Origin of the sequence: Chryseobacterium sp. CFS2, assembly GCF_036543225.1 — a bacterium.
Lineage (GTDB): Bacteria > Bacteroidota > Bacteroidia > Flavobacteriales > Weeksellaceae > Chryseobacterium > Chryseobacterium culicis_A.
The window spans coordinates 570,274-596,402 of record NZ_JAZHQU010000001.1 but is presented as its reverse complement, the minus strand read 5'-3'; the positions used below and the strand labels follow the sequence as shown (position 1 = coordinate 596,402).

The 26,129-nt window shown below is 37.2% G+C and carries 21 protein-coding genes; 8 read left to right on the top strand and 13 right to left on the bottom strand.

All coding sequences use genetic code 11. The features are described from left to right. Window positions 1–311 precede the first annotated feature (311 nt). The 3 genes from ODR02_RS02625 to ODR02_RS02615 all read right to left on the bottom strand — a co-directional run bounded on the left by ODR02_RS02625 (window position 312) and on the right by ODR02_RS02615 (window position 3,226). Window positions 312–1,181 carry an alpha/beta hydrolase gene (locus ODR02_RS02625; protein ID WP_209785454.1) on the bottom strand — a complete coding sequence of 290 codons (870 nt, stop codon included), beginning with the start codon at window positions 1,179–1,181 and terminating at the stop codon, window positions 312–314. Window positions 1,182–1,231: 50 nt separating this feature from the next. Continuing rightward, window positions 1,232–2,623 carry a serine hydrolase gene (locus ODR02_RS02620; protein ID WP_309511536.1) on the bottom strand — a complete coding sequence of 464 codons (1,392 nt, stop codon included), beginning with the start codon at window positions 2,621–2,623 and terminating at the stop codon, window positions 1,232–1,234. A 120-nt stretch (window positions 2,624–2,743) separates the two neighbouring features. Further along, complete coding sequence (locus tag ODR02_RS02615) at window positions 2,744–3,226, bottom strand: tetratricopeptide repeat protein (protein WP_245169750.1); 483 nt, start codon at window positions 3,224–3,226, stop codon at window positions 2,744–2,746. A 155-nt stretch (window positions 3,227–3,381) separates the two neighbouring features. Here ODR02_RS02615 and ODR02_RS02610 point away from each other — a divergent pair, with 155 nt between their 5' ends. Beyond that, a complete protein-coding gene (locus tag ODR02_RS02610; protein ID WP_209785451.1) occupies window positions 3,382–4,266 on the top strand; it encodes a DUF808 domain-containing protein in 885 nt (294 codons plus the stop codon). A 172-nt stretch (window positions 4,267–4,438) separates the two neighbouring features. On the opposite strand, the gene ODR02_RS02605 is transcribed toward ODR02_RS02610, so the two are convergent. The 6 genes from ODR02_RS02605 to proS all read right to left on the bottom strand — a co-directional run bounded on the left by ODR02_RS02605 (window position 4,439) and on the right by proS (window position 11,857). Further along, window positions 4,439–5,119: a DUF4304 domain-containing protein gene (locus ODR02_RS02605; protein ID WP_309511535.1), complete on the bottom strand. Its 681-nt coding sequence runs from the start codon at window positions 5,117–5,119 to the stop codon at window positions 4,439–4,441. 95 nt (window positions 5,120–5,214) lie between these two features. Then, entirely contained in the window at window positions 5,215–6,333 is a 1,119-nt protein-coding gene (dnaJ, locus tag ODR02_RS02600) for a molecular chaperone DnaJ (RefSeq protein ID WP_309511534.1), read from the bottom strand. 101 nt (window positions 6,334–6,434) lie between these two features. Then, window positions 6,435–6,971 (bottom strand): nucleotide exchange factor GrpE, encoded by a 537-nt coding sequence (locus tag ODR02_RS02595; RefSeq protein ID WP_309511533.1) that lies wholly within the window; start codon window positions 6,969–6,971, stop codon window positions 6,435–6,437. Between the two features lie 512 nt (window positions 6,972–7,483). Then, window positions 7,484–8,818, bottom strand: coding sequence for an Nramp family divalent metal transporter (locus ODR02_RS02590; RefSeq protein ID WP_209785447.1), 1,335 nt, complete (start codon window positions 8,816–8,818; stop codon window positions 7,484–7,486). Between the two features lie 113 nt (window positions 8,819–8,931). Beyond that, complete coding sequence (locus ODR02_RS02585) at window positions 8,932–10,263, bottom strand: OmpA family protein (protein ID WP_209785446.1); 1,332 nt, start codon at window positions 10,261–10,263, stop codon at window positions 8,932–8,934. A gap of 118 nt (window positions 10,264–10,381) precedes the next feature. Beyond that, entirely contained in the window at window positions 10,382–11,857 is a 1,476-nt protein-coding gene (gene proS, locus ODR02_RS02580) for a proline--tRNA ligase (protein WP_309511532.1), read from the bottom strand. Window positions 11,858–12,001: 144 nt separating this feature from the next. Here proS and ODR02_RS02575 point away from each other — a divergent pair, with 144 nt between their 5' ends. After that, on the top strand, window positions 12,002–13,111 hold the full coding sequence (locus tag ODR02_RS02575; protein ID WP_209785444.1) for a prolyl-tRNA synthetase: 1,110 nt from the start codon (window positions 12,002–12,004) through the stop codon (window positions 13,109–13,111). A 53-nt stretch (window positions 13,112–13,164) separates the two neighbouring features. Further along, window positions 13,165–14,550, top strand: a complete 1,386-nt coding sequence (locus tag ODR02_RS02570; RefSeq protein WP_309511531.1) for an OmpP1/FadL family transporter — start codon at window positions 13,165–13,167, stop codon at window positions 14,548–14,550. Between the two features lie 60 nt (window positions 14,551–14,610). On the opposite strand, the gene ODR02_RS02565 is transcribed toward ODR02_RS02570, so the two are convergent. Both ODR02_RS02565 and ODR02_RS02560 read right to left on the bottom strand, forming a co-directional pair. Then, a complete protein-coding gene (locus tag ODR02_RS02565) occupies window positions 14,611–15,342 on the bottom strand; it encodes a ZIP family metal transporter (protein WP_209785442.1) in 732 nt (243 codons plus the stop codon). Then, window positions 15,342–16,067: a class I SAM-dependent DNA methyltransferase gene (locus ODR02_RS02560; RefSeq protein ID WP_309511530.1), complete on the bottom strand. Its 726-nt coding sequence runs from the start codon at window positions 16,065–16,067 to the stop codon at window positions 15,342–15,344. The genes ODR02_RS02565 and ODR02_RS02560 overlap by 1 nt, the downstream gene beginning before the upstream one ends. 137 nt (window positions 16,068–16,204) lie before the next feature. On the opposite strand from ODR02_RS02560, the gene ODR02_RS02555 reads away from it, so the two are divergent. Further along, on the top strand, window positions 16,205–17,371 hold the full coding sequence (locus ODR02_RS02555; RefSeq protein ID WP_309511529.1) for a THUMP domain-containing class I SAM-dependent RNA methyltransferase: 1,167 nt from the start codon (window positions 16,205–16,207) through the stop codon (window positions 17,369–17,371). Between the two features lie 255 nt (window positions 17,372–17,626). Here the strand turns inward: ODR02_RS02555 and ODR02_RS02550 are convergent, their stop codons facing one another. Next, entirely contained in the window at window positions 17,627–18,433 is an 807-nt protein-coding gene (locus ODR02_RS02550) for a helix-turn-helix domain-containing protein (RefSeq protein WP_209785354.1), read from the bottom strand. Window positions 18,434–18,475: 42 nt separating this feature from the next. Continuing rightward, complete coding sequence (locus ODR02_RS02545) at window positions 18,476–19,486, bottom strand: SDR family NAD(P)-dependent oxidoreductase (protein ID WP_309511528.1); 1,011 nt, start codon at window positions 19,484–19,486, stop codon at window positions 18,476–18,478. Window positions 19,487–19,694: 208 nt separating this feature from the next. Here ODR02_RS02545 and ODR02_RS02540 point away from each other — a divergent pair, with 208 nt between their 5' ends. The 4 genes from ODR02_RS02540 (at window position 19,695) to ODR02_RS02525 (ending at window position 26,056) form a co-directional block, all read left to right on the top strand. After that, the gene (locus tag ODR02_RS02540; RefSeq protein ID WP_309511527.1) at window positions 19,695–20,699 is read left to right on the top strand and encodes a glycosyltransferase; all 1,005 of its coding nucleotides are present in this window, start codon (window positions 19,695–19,697) and stop codon (window positions 20,697–20,699) included. Between the two features lie 780 nt (window positions 20,700–21,479). Continuing rightward, window positions 21,480–21,851 (top strand): hypothetical protein, encoded by a 372-nt coding sequence (locus tag ODR02_RS02535; RefSeq protein WP_309511526.1) that lies wholly within the window; start codon window positions 21,480–21,482, stop codon window positions 21,849–21,851. Between the two features lie 21 nt (window positions 21,852–21,872). Next, window positions 21,873–25,217: a DUF6443 domain-containing protein gene (locus ODR02_RS02530; RefSeq protein WP_309511525.1), complete on the top strand. Its 3,345-nt coding sequence runs from the start codon at window positions 21,873–21,875 to the stop codon at window positions 25,215–25,217. Then, complete coding sequence (locus ODR02_RS02525; protein ID WP_209785349.1) at window positions 25,214–26,056, top strand: hypothetical protein; 843 nt, start codon at window positions 25,214–25,216, stop codon at window positions 26,054–26,056. The genes ODR02_RS02530 and ODR02_RS02525 overlap by 4 nt, the downstream gene beginning before the upstream one ends. Window positions 26,057–26,129 lie beyond the last annotated feature (73 nt).

Here is a 26,129-nt window from a genome sequence, read left to right as displayed (position 1 = left end):
ATACAGAGCCGTCTCAGCAATGAGATGGCTTTTTTATGCATAAGAATTTTTTTTTACCCCGCAAAGCTCGCAAGATTATTATGATGATCTGTTATTTTTTCGTTCGCAGAGGCGTTTCACTTAGCTAAGTCACCTGCCTAGCTGAACGAAGTGTCTTTGCGACCGAGAGATATAAGCATTAAAATTCTTTTGCGCCCATAGCGTTTTTAAATACATCTACCAGGCAAAAATTGTTTTTTTTATACTGAATATTTAAAAGATTCTTATGAACGAATTGGTTAGAATAGTTGTTTAATTATTTAAATAGATAACTATTCTTTAATCCATTCCAGAATATTCGGATAGATAATGCTGTCTCTTTTTCTTTTGCTGAAAAACCTTGGAGCATGCCCGGCGCCCTTCATAAAAATGAATTTGTGTGGAACTTTCATTTTTGTAAGCGCTGAATCCATAGCAATTCCCTGGTGCTGATTAACCAGTATATCATTATTTCCCTGAAATATCAGGGTAGGTACATTGGTAATATTGGCGATGGGACTGGCTTCTTTGAAAGCTTCGGATATATTTTTCCGGTCAAATTTAGTTCCTACTACCTTTTGAAAAGTAGGAGAGGTGTATTTGGAATAAAAAGATTTAAGATATTCCGGGCTATAAAAATCTGTCGGGCCGCTTAAAGAGATGATTTTTTTGATCTGTTCAGGATACTGATATCCGTAAAGTAAGGCCAGATGCCCACCTGCACTTTCTCCCAAAAGAATATAATTGTTGGGTTGAAGTTCCGCCTTTTCTGCTAAAGAATTGAATTTTTCAATAGCCAGGGCAATATCTTCAAGCTGTTGTTTATAAGTGATTTTTTCTTTGGTAGAAACCAATCTATAATTCATATTGATACTCGGAATCCGGTTTTCAAAAAGCATTTTCTGAACCTGAATCATATGCTCTTTTTTACCTAACGTCCATGCTCCGCCGTGAACAATAAGAACTACAGGAGAATCTTCAGCATAATCTTTGGGAAGAAAGACATCCATTTTCTGTCTTTTATGCTCACCATATTTCAAATTGTAAATCTTCTGCTGACCTCCGGGACCAACCCATACTCTGAATTTGGTATTGCAGGACTGCAAGAGGAAACCAATGCATCCCATGACAAAAAAATGATACCTGAGAATGAGCTTTTTCATTACTTAAATTTACGGAAAATTCTATTGATTATGAAATGATTAATGTTGAATTAAAGTCGTTCTGCGGTCTTTGATGAAAGCCCTTTTTTGATCGTAATAACATCCTTTTCTCCTTTTTTGAAAATAAAAGTAATTTCGGTGTCATCATCCTGCAGGAAAAATACATCCTCTTTTTCAGCCAGCATTCTTACTTTAGGATCTTTATTGTTCTGTATAAAAAGCTGACCGTTTTTGTCCAGAATATGAATAACATTATTATCAGAAAGAGCATAGTCACCAACATATTTTTTAAGAATATCAGCTCCCAGAGTGATGTCTTTCTTGGGCTGTGGAAGGGTATAAGGCTGTCCTAACAGGGCTGCTAAAATAGTATTTCCTACTTTCTCCAGTCTTTTACTTGTGATATTATTCAAAAGGATAATGCAGAGGTCATCTTCAGGAAGCATAGCAAAATAGCTTGTAGAGCCTTCTATATTTCCACCATGGTTAATGAGTTTTTTTCCGTAAAGATCATCAATAAACCAACCGTAACCATAACCGCTTAAATAAGGTGTGGTAGCTTTTTTAAAAGCTTCTTTGGAAACAATTTTATAATCCCTCAATCCGATATAGTAATTGTACAGGTCTTCCGCAGTACTATAGATTTGTCCTGCAGGACCGGTTAATGTGGAATTCCATACTTCAGTTTTTTCCTGTCTTGTCTTTGAAATATAAGAATAAGGAACTGTTTTGTAAGTACTTTTCAAAGCCATGTAATTAAATCCGGTATGGTTCATCTTCAGAGGATTTAAGATGATTTTTCTTACAGCATGTTCATAGGAAAGTCCTGTGAGTTTTTCAATAATGAGCCCCAATACAATATATCCTGAATTGGTATACGAAAATTGAGTGCCGGGCTCAAAATCCAGGGGTTCATTTTTAAAAAAGGAGAGTTCTTTATTTTTGGCTATTGATTTTCCGGTGTGAAGCAGGCTGACATATTCTTTATTTCGCAGTACTTCATAAATACCCGACGTGTGGGTGAGCAGGTGTTCAATCGTAATTTCATTTCCTCTCGGATAATCGGGAATAAACTTTGAAACCGGATCTTTAAAAGAAAGTTTCCCTTCCTCACTTAGTTTTACAATAACCAGGGCTGTGAATGATTTGGTTAAAGATGCAATCTGATATACACTTTTGTTCTGGTTGGATATCTTTTTCTCTGCATCCTGCCAGCCGTATGACTTTTCGAAAATATTTTTGTTCTCATAATGGATTAGGGCGGTTCCATTAAACTTATTAATGGCAGCGTATGCTTGTATAATGCTGTCTATTTCCTGTTTTTTCTTTTCCTGATTAATAGTATTGGGATAAGTTTCTGTCTGAGCTTTTAAAGTTGGGCAGATGGTACTGAACAGACAAAATAAACATCCTAAAGCTAAAGATTGAAATTGACGTCGCATAGTATCAGGTTTTAAAAAACGGTTAAAATTAAGCTTAATATTGATCGTGTACAATTCTGTGTCTGTAAGGACTGGACTTGAATGTCATATCTGGTTGAAACGCCGGAATATAGTTTAGAATTAAAGGTTTTCAGCATAGCGGCTTAAAGAATTATTGTATCTGGGCAAATGTTTTGATAGTGCTTTTAAAGCGATAGATAGTGCTTCTTTGTGCTCTCCTGCTGAGGAAAGAGACAGTGCTAAGAAAGAATCTACCGCATCATTCAGTTCATCAGACTCATTAGCTTTTTCTTCCCTTAAAATATGGATGCTTTCTTCTATTTTCCCATTATTTCGTAAGGTACTTGCCAGCTGAATTCTTGCTCTTCTTCTTCGTAAACCGGTGAGTCCTTTATCTAGCGCAGATCTGTACAAAGGTTCAGCCTCTTTTTCATGTCCGGTAGAGTCAAAAGCGCAGGCTCTTTCAAAATCTGCAATAGCCCGGGAATCTGCCACTGTAAGTAATTCTACATGATTTTTAATTTGTTGAATAAACGCTTCACTGCTTATTGTTCCAAGTTTTAGCCAGATACTTTGTAGCTGGGTTTCCCAGTTTTCATCCATGGAATAGATTTTAAACAAAGATATAAAATATTGAAAATGGAGCATTGCTTAATCTTTCTCATAATTTTCAAAATTATTGTCATATTATGAATCTAAAAACGGAATTAAATATTTATTTTTGCTGAACTTAACAAAGATTAAAAAATTATTAAAATATGGCATCAGGCTTTTTTGCTATTTTGGACGATATTGCAGCATTGATGGATGATGTAGCGGTTACCAGTAAGGTCGCTACCCAAAAGACAGCAGGAATTTTAGGAGACGACCTGGCTGTAAATGCAGAAAAAGCCACAGGCTTTCTTTCCTCAAGAGAAATTCCGGTTTTATGGGCAATTACAAAAGGTTCTTTTATCAATAAACTGATCATTCTTCCCATCGTTTTTTTACTTAATTGGTTGTATGCTCCGGCTATTAATTATGTATTGATCCTTGGAGGATTCTATCTGGCCTTTGAAGGGGTTGAAAAAGTAATAGAATTTCTTTTTCACCGTGACAAAAAGGGTCATGAAGTTATAGAGGAAATTGAAGAAGATAAAAAAAGTTCTGAAGAAATAGAAAAAGAGAAAGTAAAATCGGCCATTACAACGGATTTTATTTTATCCATCGAGATCGTTATTATTGCTTTAGGAACCGTATTGGAAGAAAGTCATCCCTTCATTACGCAGATTTTAGTAACGAGCTTGGTTGCATTTATTGCGACTGTTGGAGTTTATGGAATTGTAGCTTTGATTGTAAGAATGGACGATGCAGGGTTTAAATTAATAAAGAAAAGTAATGATAAAGGTTTTTTCGGGAGGCTTGGGCATTTATTAGTGAAGGCTTTACCTATTGTTATTAAAATATTAGGAGTTGTCGGAACAATTGCTTTAATAATGGTTGCTGGTGGAATTTTTCTACACAGAGTAGAATTTCTTCATGGTATACTTCCAACCTGGCCGGATGTTTTAAAAGAGCTTACGCTTGGCGTTGTTGGCGGATTGGTAGCGGTTGCCATATTTACTTTAGGAAAAGGGATTTACGCTCTGGCAACCAAAAAATAAAACAGAATTAGAATTAAATAACCAAAAAATCCTGTATTCGTGAGAGTGCAGGATTTTTTATTAATACATGTAGAGAATTTATCGGTTGATATATTAAAAGTTATAATCGCATTTTTTGCATAGGCATTTCTGAGATTTTTATCCTTTATTAAGATATAGTTTTGTACTAACCTTATTTTATTTTCAACCCATTCATGTAGGCTAATTTAATGGTTTGAGCTCCATGAAATTCAGAATAATTGAGATCAATTTCATTTTCCGTTTTTAGACTCTCGTAAAGTTTAAGAATTTTCCCTTTATATGGACAGCTGTTTACAAAATTATTTAGAAAAACTTCAGAGGTCTCTTTTTCTGAAAAACATAGAAGGAAATCTAAAGGAGAAATTGAATCTTCTGACCATTGATTAAACTTTGTTCCCTTGTTCTTTAAAAACTCGATGGCGATTTTCTTAGAATTAAAAATTTCGAAAATTGGAAGTATATATTTCTCTATATTTTCTGTGATTTCAAGAATTGATTTTTCATAAGACAATCCTGCTAAATTCCATTCTTTCCAATTATTATAGGGCATTAAATACCCTATCTGATTTCCAAAAATTAATCCCTGAGCATATTCATTTTTAGTTTGCTCTATCTGCCATTTCTTTAAAATTTTAGAATAGATAGTAATATGAGGAAGGAGCTGAATGGATGAAGAATCATTCCTAAAACTCGACTGAAAATAAATTTCAAAATAGATATCTTTATCAAGAGATACTTTCTTAAGCCTTTGTCCTTTTTCAAGTGTTTTGAAGCCATCAAGCTGAGTGGCGATTTCGTTACAGGCATTTAAAAATATTGTTCTTGTATCCATGGATTTCCAGAAGTCTTTTGAGTCAATCAAATAACGGACAAAAATATAAAAAATTAAAGAACATAAAAAAAGAGGCTTAAAAAGCCTCTCTTATATTAATTGAATAAATCTTTTACTTTATCAAAAAAAGTTTTTTCCTTTCCGGATGGTTCTGCAACCATTTCTCCGCTGGACATCTGCTTTTCAAAGAAGTCTTTCTGTTCCTTAGTAAGCTTTTGCGGCGTCCATACATTGATGTGGATGAACATGTCTCCTTTACCATAACTGTCGATACTTGGAAGTCCTTTTCCAGCCAATCTTAAGATCTTTCCGGATTGAGTGCCCGGATCAACGGTAATTTTTACTTTTCCACCTACTGTAGGAATTTCTTTTTTAGTTCCTAAAGCGGCTTCAGCAAATGAAACATACAGTTCCTGATGAAGATTATCACCTTCTCTCTTGATCACCTGATCTACTTCCTCTTCAATAATCACCAATAAATCTCCCGGAATTCCACCAAATGGGGCGTCATTTCCTTTTCCTCTTACATTAAGCTGGATACCGTCTCTTGCTCCTGCCGGAATATTGATGGTAATTTCCTCTTCATCTTTAATAAGGCCTTGGGCATTAGCTCCTGCCGGAATTTTGTCAGCAACTTTTCCAATTCCCTGACAAGTACTACAGGTTGTTTGAGTCTGCATCTGGCCAAACATGGTATTCATTACTTTTAACTGAACACCGGAACCGTTACAGGTAGGACATGTTTTTGAAGTGGCGCCTTCTGCCATCTTCATTTTCTTTACTTTAATGGTTTTCTGAGTACCGTTTACCATTTCCTCAAGATTCAGCCTGATTCTGATTCTTAAATTAGAACCTTTTACCTGCTGACGGCCTCCGCCGCCACCGCCAAATCCTCCGAAACCACCACCGAAAATATCTCCAAACTGACTGAAAATATCTTCCATGTTCATTCCGCCTCCAAAGCCTCCACCTCCGAAACCGCCATTTCCGCCCATTCCGGCATGACCGAACTGGTCGTATCTGGCACGTTTCTGATCGTCGCTCAGAACTTCGTAAGCCTCAGCAGCTTCTTTAAATCTTTCTTCAGCCTCTTTATCACCGGGATTTTTGTCCGGGTGAAACTTGATGGCCATTTTACGGTATGCTTTTTTTATTTCGTCGGCGGATGCAGATTTGCTGATCTCAAGAACCTCGTAATAATCTCTTTTTGACATGACAATTTTATAATTGATTGTTGATAAATGATAAAAGATATTGTAAAGCTAATAAGTGAAACATTCATCAATTATCACTCATCATTTATCATTTATGAATTTTAATTTCCTGTTACTACTTTTGCAAAACGGATTACTTTATCACCTAAAGTATATCCAGTTTCAATAACGTCTACGATTTTTCCTTTCAAATCTTCCGATGGAGCAGGGATCTGAGTAATCGCTTCATGGAAATCAACATTAAAGCTGTCACCAGCTCTTACTTCCATCATTTTTAAGCCTTTTTCGGTAAGTTTATTTTTGAATTTCTGATAGATAAGCTCTACACCTTGCAGGTCAGCCGGGTTTCCGTTTTTAGCGATTTCCTTTAATGCTCTTTCAAAATCATCTAAAACCCCTAACATTGAAACCATCATCTCCTGGTTGGCATACTGGAAGAATTCCATCTTCTCTTTGCTTGTTCTTTTTTTATAGTTTTCGAATTCAGCGTACAATCTGATGTAACGGTCTTTTTCTTCTGCCAAAAGTTCTTCTGGAGAAGGTGCTGCTGTCACATTGTCCTGAGACGTTGCGTCATTCTGAACAGTGTTTTCTTCGTGATTATTGATGCTTTCTTCGTTAATATCCTGGTTTTCCATAATTCAATATTTATTTACTGATTGTTTGACAAAGAGCCTGCCAAATCCAAAATCTGGACATTAAGGCAGAAAAATGAGTAGCGGTGAATAGTGAATATATCAATCCGCTTCGCTAGTGAATTTTTTGTAGTGTGAGATTAAAAATTGACTTTGCGAAGCAAAAATTGACTATTGACCATTCACTTGTCAATGGTGAATAAGTCAATCCGCTACGCTAGTGAATTTGTCGTAGTGTGAAATTAAAATTGACTATTGACCATTCACTTGTCAATTGTGAATATGTCAATCCGTTACGGTTGTGAATTTGTCGTAGTGTGAGATTAAAAATTGACTTTGCAAAACAAAAATTGACCATTGACCATTCACTTGTCAATTGTGAATAAGTCAATCCGCTACGCTTGTGAATTTGTTGTAGTGTGAAATTAAAATTGACTTTGCGAAGCAAAAATTGACTATTGACCATTCACTTAATAATGGCCAATAGTCAATTTAAAAACTATAGTTTGTATTTTCTATTCTCCTGTAAAAGTCTGGTATAGCAGGTACAGGTTTAAAACAATGATAATGATGGAAATAATCCATACACAGATTTTAAGGAAAGGCTTATTGACAAATTCACCCATTTTGGCTTTATCATTGGTAAACATCACCAATGGAACAACGGCGAAACTCAACTGCATGGATAGAATTACCTGGCTTAAAACCAATAATTCAGTAGTTCCCTGTTCTCCGTAAAGAATGGCAACAATAAGTGCAGGAATTACAGCAATAAGTCTGGTGATAAGCCTTCTCAGCCACGGTTTTAATCTGATGTTCAGGAATCCTTCCATGACGATCTGTCCGGCAAGCGTTCCAGTCAATGTAGAGTTTTGTCCGGATGCTAATAAAGCAATGGCAAACGCAATACTTGCCATAGAAGCTCCCAGAATAGGAGTCAGCATTTTATAGGCATCATGAATATCAGCCACATGTTCGTTTCCTGTAGTATGGAATGTAGCGGCTGCCAGAATAAGGATTGCTGCATTGATGAAGAAAGCAAGCATTAATGAAACTGTGCTGTCTAGGGTGGCAAATTTTATCGCTTCTTTTTTTCCTTCAGCGTCACGGGTATAATCTCTGGTCTGTACAATACTGCTATGAAGATACAAATTGTGAGGCATTACCGTGGCTCCTAAAATTCCGATGGCAATATAAAGCATAGCCGGATTCTGAATAATTTCTTTTTGTGGAACCAAGCCTCCCAGAATCTCATTGAAAGCAGGCTGTGAAATGACAATTTCATACACGAAACAAGCCAGAATGATAAATATAAGGCCACCTACAATACTTTCAATCCATCGGAAGCCTTTGGCCTGAAGTAAAAGAATAATCAAAACATCTACTGTTGTAATGACAATTCCCCAGGTTAACGGGATATGGAATAGCAGGTTCAGTGCAATGGCTGAACCAATAACCTCGGCGAGATCACAGGCGGCAATCGCGATTTCACAGAATACCCACAGAATAAAATTGGTCGTAGGGCTAAAGTGGTCTCTGCATGCCTGTGCAAGATCTCTTTCTGCAACAACTCCCAGCTTTACAGATAAGTGCTGTAAAACCATCGCAAAAATATTGGAGATAAGAATTACTGAAAGGAGTGTATATCCAAACTGAGCGCCTCCGGCAATATCGGTAGCCCAGTTTCCGGGGTCCATATAGCCTACAGCAATCATCAGTCCTGGTCCTGCAAATGCCAGATATTTTCTCCAGAAAGTGGCATTTTTAGGTACTTTGATAGATGAATAAACCTCTGATAAGGAATGGTTTGTTTTATCTTTTCGCCAGGCGCTTTTTATATTGAAATTCATAAATGTTAGAAATGACTAACAAATTTAATTAAATAAATGTAAACAGAAAAATCATAGCATAAAAAAATCCCGGAAATTGATTCCCGGGATCTAATTTTTATTAAATCTAAAGACTATTTTGCAAATCTTACAGACATTTTTCTGTCAGCAGCTCTTTCAGCATCAGAAGCTTTTGCATCTACTTTTGCAAATTGACTTCCATAGCCTTCTGCTTCCAGAACCTGAGCACCAACTCCTGCTTTTGCTAAAGCAGCTTTGATGAATTCAGCTCTGGCTTTTGACAGTTTTACGTTGCTAGCCTCATTTCCTGTTTTGTCAGTATAACCTCCGATTTTGATTTTTGCATCAGGGAAAGCTTTAAGGATAGCCACTAAGTTATCCAGCTGTCCTTGTGAACCTGCTTCAAGTTCAGAAGAACTTCCCATTTTGAAATTTACGTGATCGAAATCGTACCACTTATCTTTCAATGCTGAATCATCAGCGGCGTTTTTGTAAGCTCCGGATTTCAGGAAAGTAATCATCTGATCTTCCATTCCTCCTTTGTAACCTTTTAACATCACTCCGTTAAGATCAATGTTTTCATCCGTTTTAGCTGTTGCAGGAGCAGGAGTTACTGTTCCTGTAGTAGCTGCTGTATCTGTAGTGGAGCTGGTAGCTGCAGAATCAGACGTAGTGGTCGTAGTTGTAGTCGTCTGTTTTTTCTCACACTGTTTCCATAAGAAATAAGCAGCGGCTATCAATAATAAAAGCGGAAGCAACCATTTCCAGATTGAACCTCCGCCTTGATTATTATTGTTATTATTTTCAAATCTTTCTCTTACTTCTCTAGCTCCTTCGGAAACATTTTCTCTTGCTGTAGCAACACCTTCTGCAAGGTTATCTTTAGCAGTAGAAGTTACTGAAGAAACTGTTTCTTTCGCCTGACCAAACCAATTTTCAGCTCCTAATCCAAAGGAAGCCAAAGAAAGACCTGCTGGTAATAAAGAAGAAATAACGCCTTTCTGATCATTCAGTAAGCTGGAAATACCTGAAGCACCCAAATTATTGTCTGCTGCATATTTTCCAACAGTGCCTACTGTAGCTCCAGTCACCAGGTTTAACAAAGAACCTGCAGAGGTATTGCTGACTCCTGAAAAACTGGCAATGGAATTAACTAATGCACTTACTTTATCTCCAAAAATTGAAGACAACAAGTTCGAAATAATAGGATTGCTGGACGAGCCACCTAATAAATTTCCTAAAATTCCACTTGAAGAGGCTTGTGTAATAGCATCCACAACGCCAGGCTTATCTGCGTTATTGGCTAATCCACCTACTACAGCAGGTAATAATCCGCCAATTGCTTTAGAAATACCGGATTCACTTTCTCCAAACTGCGATGCAGCCTGTGAAACTAAAGCGGGACCTAATTGTCCTTTAATTAAATCAATGACATTTAAAGACATAATAATAAATTTTTTTGATTAATGTTGAGATAAAATTAAACAAAAATCCGTCCAAATGTCACTTTTTTTTGAATATTTCTTTAAAAATTAACGTTTTTTTTCTAAATCATTAAAATTATTAATAAGCTTTTGCGAATAATACACGTCTCTTAGAAGGTTTTCCGGAAATTAATGAAATTCCTTCTTCTACATCGTCATCGAAAGGAATACATCGGATCGTAGCCTTCGTTTCATCCTTGATTTGTTCCTCTTCTTCAGCTGTACCATCCCAGTGAGCATAGATGAATCCACCTTTCTCTTCGAGAACTTTTTTGAACTCTTCATAAGTATCAACTTTCGTCATATTATCTTTTCTGAATTCAGATGCTTTATTGTAAAGGTCCTGTTGAATTGTTTTCAATAGCTCTTCAATGTACGAATCAAGCCCTTCAATAGAATGAACTTCTTTCGTCAGATTATCTCTTCTCGCGATTTCCACAGATTTATTTTCCAGATCTCTTGGTCCCATTGCAATTCTAACAGGAACTCCTTTCAATTCATATTCTGCAAATTTCCATCCTGGTTTGTTCTGAGTATCATTATCAAATTTCACAGAAATACCTTTAGCTCTCAGTTTAGCCTGAATGTCCAAAGCTACTTCACTGATTTGTTCTAACTGCTCTTCTCCTTTAAAGATCGGAACAATCACCACCTGAATTGGTGCCAGCGTAGGAGGCAGTACCAATCCGAAATCATCAGAGTGTGTCATAATCAAAGCTCCCATCAAACGAGTGGATGTTCCCCATGAGGTAGCCCATGCATGTTCTATCTTTCCTTCTTTATTGGTGAATTTTACGTCAAATGCTTTTGCGAAATTCTGACCTAAGAAGTGAGATGTTCCTGCCTGTAAAGCTTTTCCGTCCTGCATTAATGCTTCAATACAATAGGTTTCATCAGCTCCTGCAAATCTTTCAGATGGAGTTTTTAATCCTTGAATTACCGGCATTGCCATAAAGTTTTCTGCAAAATCTGCATATACTTTATTCATCTTTTCTGCTTCTTCCACAGCTTCATCTTTTGTAGCGTGAGCGGTGTGACCTTCCTGCCATAAAAACTCTGCGGTTCTTAAGAAAAGACGTGTTCTCATTTCCCAACGAACAACATTCGCCCATTGGTTGATCAATATTGGTAAGTCTCTGTAAGACTGAATCCAGTTTTTGTAAGTATTCCAGATAATTGCTTCTGAAGTAGGACGAACAATAAGTTCTTCTTCCAGTTTTGCATCCGGATCTACAATCAGTTTGGAAGGATTGTCCGGGTCGGTTTTTAATCTGTAGTGGGTAACAACAGCACATTCTTTTGCAAAACCTTCTGCATTTTTTTCCTCAGCCTCAAATAAGCTCTTGGGCACAAAAAGCGGGAAGTATGCGTTAACGTGACCTGTTTCTTTGAATTTTTTATCCATTTCATCACGCATTTTTTCCCAGATCGCATAGCCATACGGTTTGATCACCATACATCCACGCACGCCTGAGTTTTCAGCTAAATCAGCTTTTACAACCAGCTCATTATACCATTTGCTGTAATCTTCGCTTCTTGAGGTTAATTTTGCCATTATTTTTTAAAATTTTTTTAACTTTTGTACATTATTGTTATCTAAAAATAAAAATCTATTTTTGATAGATTTTTTTACCAGTATTTTGGTACATTTTTGGTACAGATTGCAAATATAATTTAAATTAAAAATTTTTACGTTATCATGAAAAGAAATATACATAAAAATTTGCTTGGTCTGCTAAGATCCAAAGGGGTATTGGCTATATCAGGCGGATTATTACTTGTGTCTTGTGGTGCTCAGATGGGAGGGTATAGCGAGACCGATGGGGTGTATTACGACCCCAATAAGGATACGCTACCTGAAGGAGTTATCATTAATGATAGCGGAAACAGAGTAGGAGAATATTATGACTACTATCAGGATTCCAATGTAATTCAAAATGCACAAACGAATTCCAGAGAGCAGCAAAACAGATATAATGACTGGAGTAATACCAATACAAACTGGAACTCCAATGCTACAGATTCAGATTGGGGACTTTATGCAGGTTCTCAAACCAACTATTATGACAACAACTCATGGGGATGGGGATCTCCTTGGGGATGGTATGGTGGTTATAGCCCGTATTGGGGCTGGGGTATGAACCGTGGCTGGGGCTGGGGTGCAAGTATGTCCTGGGGTTGGGGCGGATCATTCGGCTGGGGCTGGGGAGGCTCTATCGGATGGGGAAGTCCATACTGGGGATATGGTTATGGAGGATACTATGATCCATTCTGGGGCGGATACTATGGAAACCCATATTGGGGATACGGAGGAGGTTACTGGGGTGGTGGCTACTACAACAGACCTGTTTACAGAAGAAGTGGTATCAGCGGAGGCGGATTCCAGAATACAGGGGTAGGTAATGCAGTGTACAGAACCAATACCGCTAATTCAGGTTTCAGAAATAGTAACGGTGGTTTCAGAAATACCAATAATAATGGTGGTTTCAGAGATGCAAACTCAAATGGTGGCTTCAGAAACAGTAATGGCACCAATTCGGGCGGCTTCAGAAATACCAATTCGGGTGGTTTCAGAAATACGAATTCCAATGGTGGATTCCGTAATTCTGCACCACAAACAAGACCTAATTATAATTATCAGCAACCACAGCCAAGATATAACAACAATAATGGAGGCTTCAGATCTAATGATTCAGGAGGTTTCAGATCCAGTGGTGGCTTCAACTCTGGTGGAGGCGGCTTCAGAGGCGGTTCTTCAGGCGGCGGCGGAATGAGATCCGGTGGCGGCGGCAGAGGTGGCTTCAGATAATTTTCAAATTAATAAACTATAAAAAAATAATGTTAAAAAAATCTTTAGTATTAATGAGTATTTCTGCTGCATTTTATGCGCAGGCTCAGGATGTTTCTGTCATAAGAAATACTGTAGAGGTTTACTCAAGTACTCCTATGGTGGGATCAGCTAAGTTTAATGCGATGGCTGGAGCTAATGGTGCGCTAGGTGGTGATGCAAACTCTTTGCTTACTAACCCGGCAGGTTTAGGAGTCGCTATTTCAGGAGAGGTTTCAGGAACTTTATCTATTTTAGGAAATAAAAACACCAGTTCTTTAGGAGGATCTACAATAGATTATAGCAAAACCAAAGGAGATCTTGGGAATGCAGGAGGAGTAATTGCTTTTCCTTTAATGACAGAAACTGGATGGAAGTTTATCAATATTGGTATTAATTTTTCTAACCAGACTCTGGACAATGTCATCCAGTCCCCGGGAAATAATAATATCGTTTATGCTTTTGATAAAGATGATATTACCAAAGATGCAGCATTGGTGGGTCATCTGTATGAAAGATATGGAAACTTGTCAAAGATGAGTTTTGGGGTAGGTGCCAACTATAATCATAATTTATATTTAGGAGCAGGTTTCAATTTTTTCAATGCTTCACTGGATCAGTATGACAGCTTGTTTTACAGAAATCTGACCAATAATTCCACAGAAGGATTCAGTAAACAAGATACTCCTTATTCAGAAAGATCTTCTGGTTTTTCAGCTTCATTAGGGGTAATCGGAAAGCTAAGTCCTAATTTCAGAGTGGGAGCATCTCTTGAAACGCCTACATTCTGGACAATAGACAGAAATTATTATTTCTATAATGATCCTGTTTACGGGGATGATATGGGAGCTGAGAACAGAAAGTTTACTTCACCGCTTAAAGCAACTGTGAGTGCTGCCTTTGTAGCAAGTAAAAACTTCTCTTTGAACGTAGACTATACGCTTGGACTTACAAAACCTGATTACAAAGTATATGGAGGAGCAGAAAGAGAGTTGAATGATTTCTTTAAAGATAATTACAAGAATCTTTCAGAAGTAAGAGTAGGGGCGGAGTACAGAGTACAGCAGTTCAGATTGAGAGGTGGTTATTCTTACCAGTCAAGTCCTTTTGATGCACTTACCATCAGCAGATTTAATGATGCTGGTACTGTAGGTGATCAGTCTTACAGCAATCTTATGCTAAGTGACAGAAATACACTTTCACTGGGTATCGGATATGATTTCAAATCATTCTATGTGGATGCTTCTTATCAGAATATCTCATCCAAATATAGTAATCCTTTCATGAGAGGATATATGGATGGTAATTTTGATTCATCTTATTATTCTGCTAAAAACAGCTTCCAAAGTGATGCTTATGCAGTAAGTGATGTAAAAAGTAACAGAAATAATTTCTTCCTTACATTAGGATGGAAATTCTAAGCTTTGATAATTAAAGCGTTATACCATAAAAAGCTCCGGATTCCGGAGCTTTTTTACTTTTTAATGAGAATGAACAGCGGTAGGATGCTGATGAAAAACATGCATCATCAATGCAAGTGAAACTCCTAAAACTACCAGTCCGATTTTTACCCAGTCTATATTATGATTTTTATTACTTTCAAAAATGATTACAGAGGAAATATGAAGGAATATTCCCCCTACAATAGCCAGAAAATAGGGCTGAAGATCAGGATTGAAATAGTTTCCTAATAACATTCCCATTGGAGAAGCCAGGGCAAATAATGCTACAATGAGAATAGAAGGATAAGAGGACGAACTTTTTGATTCTCCCTTTCTGTTAAATAAAAATGCCCCCAGAATAAATGAAATAGGCAGATTGTGAAATACAATCCCCCAAAGGTAAGGAGACATCTCGTGCGTTTCATTGGCAAGAGGAATTCCTTCAATGAAAGCATGGATGAATAATCCTACCATTAAGGCAACGGGAAGGATATTATGTTCACTATGATGATGGAAGTGTCCGTGTTCAAAACCTTTGGTAAGTGCTTCCAGAATCATCTGAAGAAGAACTCCTCCGATGACGAATATCCCAAGATTACTGCTTCCGGCAGAGGTATACACCTGAGGGAAAACTTCATTGAGACAGATCGTAATTAAAAAACCGGCACTCAATATCAAAAGATTTTTAGCCAGTTTTTCTTTTTTACCAAAGTGTTTTCCCAGAAATACGCCTGTTACGACACTTAAAATCAGTAAAAGTACTGTTGTCATTATTTTTTCTTAAATAAATTGATACAACGTGGGGAATTTTCTTTATTAAATTCATTCAGCTGATAGTCTCCCCAGATTTTTATTCTTTCAAAGCCACATTCAGAGGCATAGTTGTGAATGGCTTCCAATGTATGAAGCTTTACCTTTTCAAAAAAATGAAACGGTTTACCGTCAGCTTCAAAACGGATATCTTTGATGACATGTCTGCCTTCGATGTTTTTCAGGATCCTGAAATCAATATCACCGCGTGTGGCTGTTGTTTCAGGGATCAGTGTATTTCTTACATACGCTTCATTCAGATAATCAAGGACAAAATATCCTCCGGGCTTCAATGCATTATAAACCGATTGAAATACTTTTTTATCATCATTTTCATTATCAAAGTACCCAAAACTTGTAAATAGGTTGAATACAGCATCCATAGGATCCGCATCAATTGGGTTTCTCATATCATGAACTTCAAAAATAAGTGTTTGATTTTCATACTGTTTATCAGATTCAATACTTTGTCTTGATAGGTCAAGACCCAAAACATCATACCCTAATTTATTGAGGAAAACAGAGTGTCTTCCCTTTCCACAGGCAAGATCTATGATTTTCGACTGAGGCGGAAGCTGAAGGTCCGCAGTAAGCTTTGTAATGAAGTTTTCAGCTTCAGTATAGTCTCTGTTGCTATAAAGCAAATGATAATAAGGGGTATCAAACCAAGATTCAAACCATTCCATAATGCAAAAATAACTAAATTTGTGCGGTTAAAAGCAAAGTATTTTACAACATTAAGAGATTGAAAATTTCAATTGGACAAGAAGTTGGATAGCTAATCTTTTAATTTTTAAAACTTTAAATCTTTTAATTCATACTTATGGATACAGAAAATATTAAAATACAGATAAAGACATTCTTCGGATTGGAGCAAATTCTGGCAGAAGAAATCAAAAAATTGGGGGGAAGAAATGTTGAAATCAAAAACAGAGCAGTAAATTGTGAAGGAGATCTTGGTTTTCTTTATAAAATCAATTACTCTGCGAGAACAGCATTGAAGATTCTGGTTCCGATTCATGAGTTCAAGGCTTTTAATCAACATCAGTTTTATGACAGACTGTTCAAATTTGAATGGGAAAACTTCATGGATGTTGACCAGTCTTTCTCTATTGATGCTACAGTAAATTCTGAAACGTTCAAACATTCTCAGTTTGTGACTTTAAAAATGAAGGATGCCATCGTGGATTATTTTCAGGACAAATTCAAAAGACGTCCGAATGTAGAAACAAGAAATCCGGATATCAAATTCCACCTTCATATTGACAGGGAATTGGTGATGATTTCAATGGATTCATCAGGAGACCCTTTATTCAAAAGAGGATATAGAACAGAACAAGGAGAAGCCCCTATTAATGAAGTGTTGGCAAGCGGAATGCTTCAGCTGGCGGGCTGGGACGGAAAAGGAAATTTCCTGGATCCTATGTGCGGTTCCGGAACATTATTGATTGAAGCAGCAATGATTGCAATGGATCTTCCGGCTCAGATCTTCAGAAAAAGATTCGGATTCCAGAACTGGAATAATTATGATGCAGAATTGTTCTCGAAAATCAAAGAATTCAGAATTAACAGAGTAAGACAGTTTGATGGAAAAATTGTTGGGTATGACATTGATGCAAGAATGCTGAATGCTGCAAGAATGAACGTAGAAGCGGCAGAGATGGAAGATGTAATTGAGATCAAAAAACAGAATTTCTTTGATTCTAAAAAAGAATTGTTCCCATTATTAATGGTCTTCAACCCTCCGTATGATGAGAGAATTTCCATCAATGATGATGATTTCTACAAGAAAATCGGAGATACTTTTAAAACCAATTATCCGAATACCTTAGCATGGCTGATCTCTTCTGACCTTGAAGCGGTGAAGAAAATCGGTTTACGTCCTTCAAGAAAGATCAAACTTTTCAACGGAAAACTGGAAACGAGATTTTTACAGTACGAAATGTATGAGGGAACGAAGAAAGTACATAAACTGGAAGGTAATAATTAATAAACTTTGAGATTAAAATGTCCTGGAATTTTTTAGATGTATTTGATATAGTTTTGGATGCGTTTGGATTGTTTAGTTCCGGATCCAAATCGCCACGCTCAAAACCTGAAAGAAAGGCTTTAAATCATAATGTGATATCTCAAAAGAAGAATCCGAAAGATCCGGATATTTCTAAGGAAAAATAACTGCAGTAGATGATCAGTTTATTAAAATAATAAAAAATAGGTTGTACCCATAAGTACAACCTATTTTATTTTATCGTGCCAGTGAAGGCGCAAAGCCATACTGCTTTTTAAATGCGTGCGAAAAATGCGACAGATCTTCAAAACCTACTTCCAGGAAAACATCAGAAGGCTTTTTATTCTTTTCAGACAAATGATAAAAGGCGAGTTCAAGACGCTTTTGGGTGAGCCAACGCTGCGGTGTCGTTTGAAAAATCTTTCTGAAATCACGGTTGAAAGTAGATAAACTCCTTCCCGTAAGATATCCGAACCGTTCCAAAGGCATATTGAACATATAATTCTTTTCCATAAAATGAATCAGATCCACTTTCCCAGGCTCATCGAAATCGGCGAGTACAGAATCTATATCCGGATCAATTTCCCTTACAATACTGATCGCCTCAGTAATCTTTAGATGAGCAATATTTTCAGGAAACGGCCCTTCCATCTCAAAATAGGGGATTAGAGAAGCAAGACAGCTGTTCAAAAGCGGATGACTGTCAAAGCTGTGGATGCTGGCTTCCCGATATCCTGTCTTTCTTTGCTCCCCAACCGAACGGTAAAAATCTTTCAGACGTTCTGTGGTAAGATGCATGGCTACTGCTTTATGAGGAAGTCCGTCTTTAGGATAATTAATAATCGTGGCCAGATGATTCCTTGGGATCAGAAAAATATCTCCTGCTTTGAAAATATAGGTTTTATCGGCCTGAATAATCTTCGTTTCTCCTGATATGAACCAAACCAGCATATGGTATTCAAACACTGTTTCGGTTTTGAACAGCTTATCATCATAACTGGAAAGCTTGATATCCGGTGTGAGGTATTGTATCTGGAAATCCATTGTCAGAAGTTTTGCATTACAAATGTATTTAAAAAACAATTATTAGGCATCAAACCGGAAACCCAGCATTTCTTCACTTAATTTCCATAAACGCTCAGCATTTTTTTTATCAATGGAATAGGACTGGACTCCCCGGATGGTTGCCGGTTCATCAAACCGGTGCTCTATTTGTCCATGGTCTATTTCTGCAATATCACAGTTTTCACAGTACACACCGCCAATTTCCTTAAGCTGTGGGCTTACGGCACACCAGATTGTAGTGGCAGCCCCTTGGGGAACAGTTTTTAATCTTGCCTCAACCTCTGGTTTGATATTTCCGTTTTCATCATGGGTTCCAAGCTGTTTAAAAAGTTCAATAGGCTCTTCTCTGCCCAGGTCAGTTCCATATACAGAACCGGGATGAAGAGAATAGGCTCTGATATTGAACTCTTTTCCTCTTTCATCCAGTGCTACAGCAAACAGATTACAGGCTGTTTTGGATTGTCCGTATCCGGATAGGGTATCATAGTCTCTTCTCTCAAAATTAGGGTCTTCAAAATCAAAAGGCGACATCTGATGTCCATAAGAAGAAACACTGATCACCCTTGCGCCGTTAGCTTTTTTCAGAGCCGGCCATAATTTTGCGGTAAGGTGAAACTGCCCAAAGTAATTGGTCGCCAACTGAGATTCAAAACCTCTGCTGTCTCTGCGAAGAGGAACCCACATGATTCCAGCATTATTAATAAGCAGATCCAGGCTTTTTCCTGATGCTGTAAATCGTTCTGCAAAAGCATCAATAGAAGATGGATTCATCAGATCTATTTCTTCAAGTTCAAAATTTTCAATCCCTGAGAGATTTTTTCGTGCCTTTTCAATATCTCTTGCCGGAATAATAACCTGTGCTCCGGCTGAGATCAATACTTTTGTGGTTTCAAGACCAATTCCTGCATAACCGCCGGTGATGATCACTGTTTTTCCGGTAAGATCGATTCCTTTAATAACCTCCTGTGCTGTTGAATACGCATTGAATCCTGATTGAACAGGCTGTTGCAATGCATTGATTGTAAATTCCATTTTTTATTGTTTTAAATTTCTATAGCAAAATTAGGATGGATTTCCTGTGTTCATTTTGTTTAAAATGTCAAATTTGTTGGCTCAGAATTTCATCAGTAAAACCCATACAATGAGAAGGATAAAATAGAACTTCGTTAATTTCTCTGAATAAGCTGTTAAACTGTTTGTAGATTGTTCTGCGAATAAGTAATTTTGAAAAATTTTCAATTTGAAGCCTACTATTTCCATTGTCGTTGCCATTTACAACCGAAAAGACGAACTTTTTGAGCTGCTGACTTCTCTTACCCAGCAGACGGATAAGGAGTTTGAGATCATTATTGTAGATGACGGTTCTCTGATCGACCTGAAGCCAACCATCAAAAACTTTGAACAAGGGCTGGATATTAAATATTTCAGAAAGGATAATTCAGGACCTGGGCTGACAAGAAATTATGGCGCAGCAAGAGCAGCCCATGAATGGCTGGTTTTTGTAGACAGTGATGTCATCGTTGAAAAAGATTATATTGAACATATTAAAAACGATATCCTGACGATTCCCTGTGATGCGTTTGGAGGAGCAGATAAGGCTCATAAAGGATTCAATCTGATGCAGAAGGCTATTTCCTATTCCATGACTTCTGTTTTTACTACAGGAGGAATCAGGGGAAGTAAGAAAGCCGTTTCTAAATTTCAGCCCAGAAGTTTTAATATGGGTGTGAAAAAGGCTGTTTTTCAAAAAGTAGGCGGATTTTCTGAAATGAGAATAGGAGAGGATCCGGATTTGTCTATGACCCTTTGGGAAAACGGTTTTACCACTGCTTTTTTTGATGATATTGCAGTATATCATAAGCGCAGAGTTGATTTTGGAAAATTTTCCAAGCAGGTCTATCAGTTTGGTTGTGCAAGACCTATTCTTAACCAGAGACACCCTAATTATGTGAAGATTTCTTTTGCGTTTCCTACTTTATTTATGTTGGGATATGTGATGGGCTTCCTGGAGTATTTTATTATGCATAGAGGAATCATCCTTGCCTTCTATGGATTATATACCTTTTTGGTGCTGTTTCATGCTTTATTGCTGACTAAAAATATCAGTATTGCCGGTATGGCAGTTGTTTCCACCTATATTCAAATGTTTTCTTACGGGTATGGATTTCTGAAATCCTGGATTTTGCTGAATGTTTTCAGAATGAAACCTGAGGATGCTTTTCCCCATCACTACTATAAAAAGTAACAGGGATATTGTCTGCAAAAGAAAATGCAGTAGGAACGGGCTTTAGCCCATTTAACCATAAATAACATCTTCTAACGGCTTTAGCCAAAACCTATAAAAAAGTATATACACCATTTACGATTCATTCACTGCTGCCTAAATAATACATTGTATGGGGTATTAATATGTAAATCGGGGAGGTAAGGTTATAGTTTGAGGTTTCAGCATACTATTTCGGGGTGCTTGCTTTCCGTTAAGGTCTGTTATATCAGATTTCCGGTTGTATAAGCCCATCATTGAGATTAAAAACATATACGGAGAAGTTCAGAACGTCAGCGGAGGATTTCCCAACCGCAAAAGACAGGTTATATACTTTTTCAGCAGAAATAAAAAGATCCGGAACATTACTCCGGATCTTTTGTTATTTTATTCTGCTGCTTCACGAGAATATTTTTGCATACATCAAAGTAACATTCGTACAAATAGGTCACATTTTTACCATCCGGCAATTAGGGCTAAAAAGCAATAACTATGAAATTTTTATTCGGTTATACCCATTCGGTGGATATTCTTTAACTTCTTTTAAATTATTCAATATCAGTTTAATGTGTACACATTGAAGCCCGATTTTATGCACATAAATTACAATATTTTTCACCCCTAAAGAATATTATTATAAATAGTTTTGAAATATTTCTGAGCCTATAAAAGCATCTGATTCTCAAAAGCAGAGTATAAAAAGGAATTGGATTAACCATGATCTATCAGGATAAACTATGTTAACTTAAAAACAACACGAGAATGAAAAAAAATGATCTCAGTGCATTCACTCTATGCACAGTCCTCGGCGTACCCGCTCAGGAAGTAGTGTGGCAGAAAGACACCCAAATAGCCACCATTATAACCCAATCCAATGAAGATGCAGCAGATCCCACCAAAGAGGCTGAGTTATTACAAGCTCTTGATGCCTTTCAGCCTGCAGGAATGACCACCAAGTATACTTACGATTCTTTGGTAGGAGTAACCACCATAACCCCACCGTCAGGAATCAGGGAACTCTATGTCTATGACAGCGCTAACCGATTGAAACAGGTTCAGGTAAGAAAAAGGGATAATACCGGAACCTACCGCTATAAGATGGTGAAAGAATTCAGGTATCACTATAAACAGTAAGCACCCATGAAAAAAACACCCATGAAAAAAATACACCTATTAGGTCTGCTGTTGATCGCCATGCTGACCTCTGCACAAAGTATCTCAGAAAACTATATACAATCCCAAACCTGCCTGAGCGGAGACTGCAGCAAAAAGACAGAAACCCTTACCTATTTCGATGGACTGGGAAGACCCAAGCAAATTGTTAGCGTAAAAGCTACAACAACAGGAAAAGACCTGGTGACTCCCATTACTTATGATGCCTTCGGTAGACAGGTAAAGGATATTCTGCCAGTTCCTTCCAATACCCTCAATTCAGCCATTCATACCGGGATTACCAATGAAACTGCGGCTAATTCTTACTACGGAACAGCCAATGCCTATACGGAAAAGGAGATGGAAAATTCTCCCTTAGACAGGCTAAAGCAAGTGGCTCAGCCTGGTGACCCCTGGAAAATGGCTGGCGGACATACACAAAAGCTTACCTATGAAGTGAACCTTGGTTCAGAGGTAAAGAAATTTATCACGAGTACAACCACGGCTACATCTGGAGCAGATCATAAAACTATTTCCTCTGTATCTATAGTGCCGGGCAGTGAGTTTTATGCTCCGGGAACTTTATACAAGAATACCGTAACCGATGAAGACGGAACTCCTGTTATTGAGTTTCAAAATGGACGTGGTGAGGCTATTCTGGTACGCAGAACAGATGGAACCCAAAACATTGACACCTATTATGTCTACAATGAATACGGGCAAAAGGCATTCATCATTCCTGCTTTAGCAGTAAAGAAAATTGAGCAGAATAATAATGTGGTTTCCACCGATATTCTAAACAGCCTTTGCTACCAATACTGCTACGACGGCCAGTACAGGCAGGTGGAAAAAAGACTGCCCGGAAGGGATGATTGGGAATCTGTAGTATATGATGCTTCTGACCGTCCGGTACTTACCCAGGATGTCAACCTGAAAAATAAAGGTCAATGGCTGTTGACCAAATATGATGCTTTTGGCCGTGTTGCCTATACCGGACTTATGGCAGGTGGAGAAAGAGCAGCCATGCAAAGCCAGCTTGCTTCTCAGGTGGTCAGTGAAAACCAGACAGCAAATGGATTTGATAAAAATGGCTTCATCGTCTATTACACCAATAATTTCCTATCCGGCTTTACGACACTTTTAACGGTTAATTACTACGACTCTTATCCAAGAGATACTAAGGAATTTCCCCCTGCAAAAATCCTCGATCAATATGTAATTAACGAAGACAAATCGCTTAACGGAGGAGCCAGTACCCAAGGGCTGCCCACAGCATCTTATGTAAAAAATGTTGAGGATGATAACTGGACCCAAACCTATTTCTACTACAATACAAAGAGTGAGAAAGTAGCGGAGAAAAGCTGGAATCACCTGGGTGGATATACAAAAAAGGAATTCAAACTTGATTTTTCCGGGGCTGTGGATGAAAGCTATACCTATCACAAAAAAGGAACTTCCGATGCTGAGGTTACCATCCAGGAAAGGTTTGTATATGATGACCAGAAAAGACTGCTGAAACACTACCACAAGGTGAACAGCCAAATGGAAGAACTGCTGGCAGAAAATACTTATAATGATCTTGGACAGCTTATCAATAAAAAAACAGGAAATACCACCGGAACTCCTTTACAGTCGATAGATCAAACCTACAATATCCGTGGATGGATTACGAAAGTGAATGATCCTGCCAACCTGAACGGAAAGCTCTTTGCCTATGAGCTGAAATATCATAATCCTGCGTATTCTACGGTGTCTACAGGAAAATACAATGGGAATATTGCAGAAATAGACTGGTCAAGCGCAGATACCGGAACATTCAGAAGGTATAATTATCAGTATGATGGATTAGACAGGCTCAAAAGCGGAATCTATTCTGAACCCAATGCCACTGTACCTCAGAACAATTATTACAACGAATCCCTCACTTATGATCTCAACGGGAATATCCAAACCTTAAAAAGAAACCTGCTCTCCAACGGAGGAGCTGTAGTGATGGATAATTTGGGGTATACATACACCGGGAACAGACTTGCCAAGGTGAATGATACTTCCGGAAATTATGCTGGCTACCCCGACGTTTCAGGAAATGAGATTCCCTATGATGGTAATGGGAATATGACTACCCATTTGGATAAAGGGATATTAAAGATCAATTACAATTTTCTGAATCTTCCCAATCAAATAGAATTCAATTCTTTATATAAATCACGGGATTATTACAATCTGCTTTTCAATGTCAATACAAAATATGTATACAAAGCAGATGGAACCAAGCTTAAAAAGATCTATACCTTCGGTTCCGGCAAAACGAATATCGAAACCACCTCTGCTACAGACTATCTGGATGGATTTCAATATACCAATAATGTATTAAGCTTTGTACCTACTTCAGAGGGCTATTATGACTTCGTTCAGAATAAGTATTTTTACAACTATACCGATCAGGTAGGAAACATCAGGCTTGCGTATTACAAAGATGCCTCCGGAAATCCTACAATAGACAGAGCTACTCATTATTATCCTTTCGGGCTAGAGTTTGGAGGAGAGCTAGTTACTGCGACTTCAATATCTCCAAATTACAAATACTCTACACAAGGGCAGGAAAAACAAACAGAAACAGGCTGGAGTTCTTACCGATGGAGGAACTATGACCCTGCGATAGGAAGGTTCTTTAATGTTGATCCATTAAGTGAAAAATACGCATATCAATCACATTATAACTTCTCAGAAAATAGAGTTGTTGATGGGAGAGAACTGGAAGGGCTAGAATTTGTACCACTACCGATATTTGCTCCTGGTGCTTTAACACCTCCGCCTCTATACGCTGCAAAACCGGGAGCAGGATCAGCAGTGTATGAGCAGATGAAAAGTAATGCCATTAATAATTATAATGGCTTAATGCGGGGCTTAGGTACCCAAATTAATGTTCTTGTGGCGGTTTCCTATACCGGAATAAACCTTGCCAATCGTGTCTTAAATAGTGAGGGAGATAATAAAAGAAAGAGTAAAGATGGTGATTCTTCTAGTGGGAAGAAGAAAACAGGATCATACACAAATACTCATCAAAGCGGTAAAAAATATCATGGAAAAGGAGATGAGAAAAGAGCTGCAAAATCTGGTAAAGAAAAGGCAGAGAAGAATGATGATCCTTTAGAAAAGACAGATTGGACAGAAGCAAAAAATGATAGAGAAGCATTTAAACAGGAATCTGAAAGAATGGAAACAGATGCTGATAAGGATCAGGGGACTCCTGGTCACAAAAGTGAAAATAATTATAATCAAAGAAGGTCTCCTGGTGACAGATATAGAGAGCAAGACACAAAGAAATATAATAACAAGAAATTATGATAAATAATGGATATGCTATCGCAGAAGATGGTAAAACTTTGGCCATAGGGAGAGGCAACCGTAGTTTGTCTGAAGAAATAAAATACATTAAATCAAAAAAAATTCGTTCTATTTCTATCAATTCAGATTCTATTAAAGATTTATCTTTCTTAAAAGACATAACTTTTATTGAAGAAATTTACTTAAACAAATTTGATATTGATTGTTCAGGCTTATATGAATTAAATAATCTTAAAAAAATTACAGTTAATATTCATGACTCCCAATCTAAACCAAGTATAGACTATTCTCAATTTAAGGAGTTAGAGCACCTTTCAATTGATTGGTACAATGAACAAATTGATTTGTCAGAAAATATACATCTGAAAACATTAGTCATTTGGAAGTTTAAACCTAAAAATAAATCCTTTTCATTCATTAAGCTCCCTGGCTCACTAGAAAAAATACATATTACAGAAAGTAATATTCAAAATTTTGAGGGATTAAAACTCTCAAAGTTAAAAATTTTCGAAGGACATTATTGTAGTCAATTAAGTACTTTAAAGGGACTTGAGAATATTTGTGAAAATTTGGAAATTTTGATATTAGACTATTGTAGGAAATTAATTCAATATAATGAATTGAAAAATTGTTTAAATCTGGAAAAATTAATTTTAGGAGACTGCGGAGATATTCCTGACTTAAAATGGATCAAACTGTTGAAGAAATTAAAGCATTTTTCTTTTTATAATACAAAATTAATGGACGGGAATGTAAACCCTTGTTTTGGTATTCAGTATGTTAGTTTTAAAGATAATAAAAACTATAATCATAGAATTGAAGAGTTTAGAAATCAGTAATAAATCCACAAAAATTACCAAAACAACCATAAAATGGCTAATTTCTAAGAATCTTAATCTAGGATATTGAAAT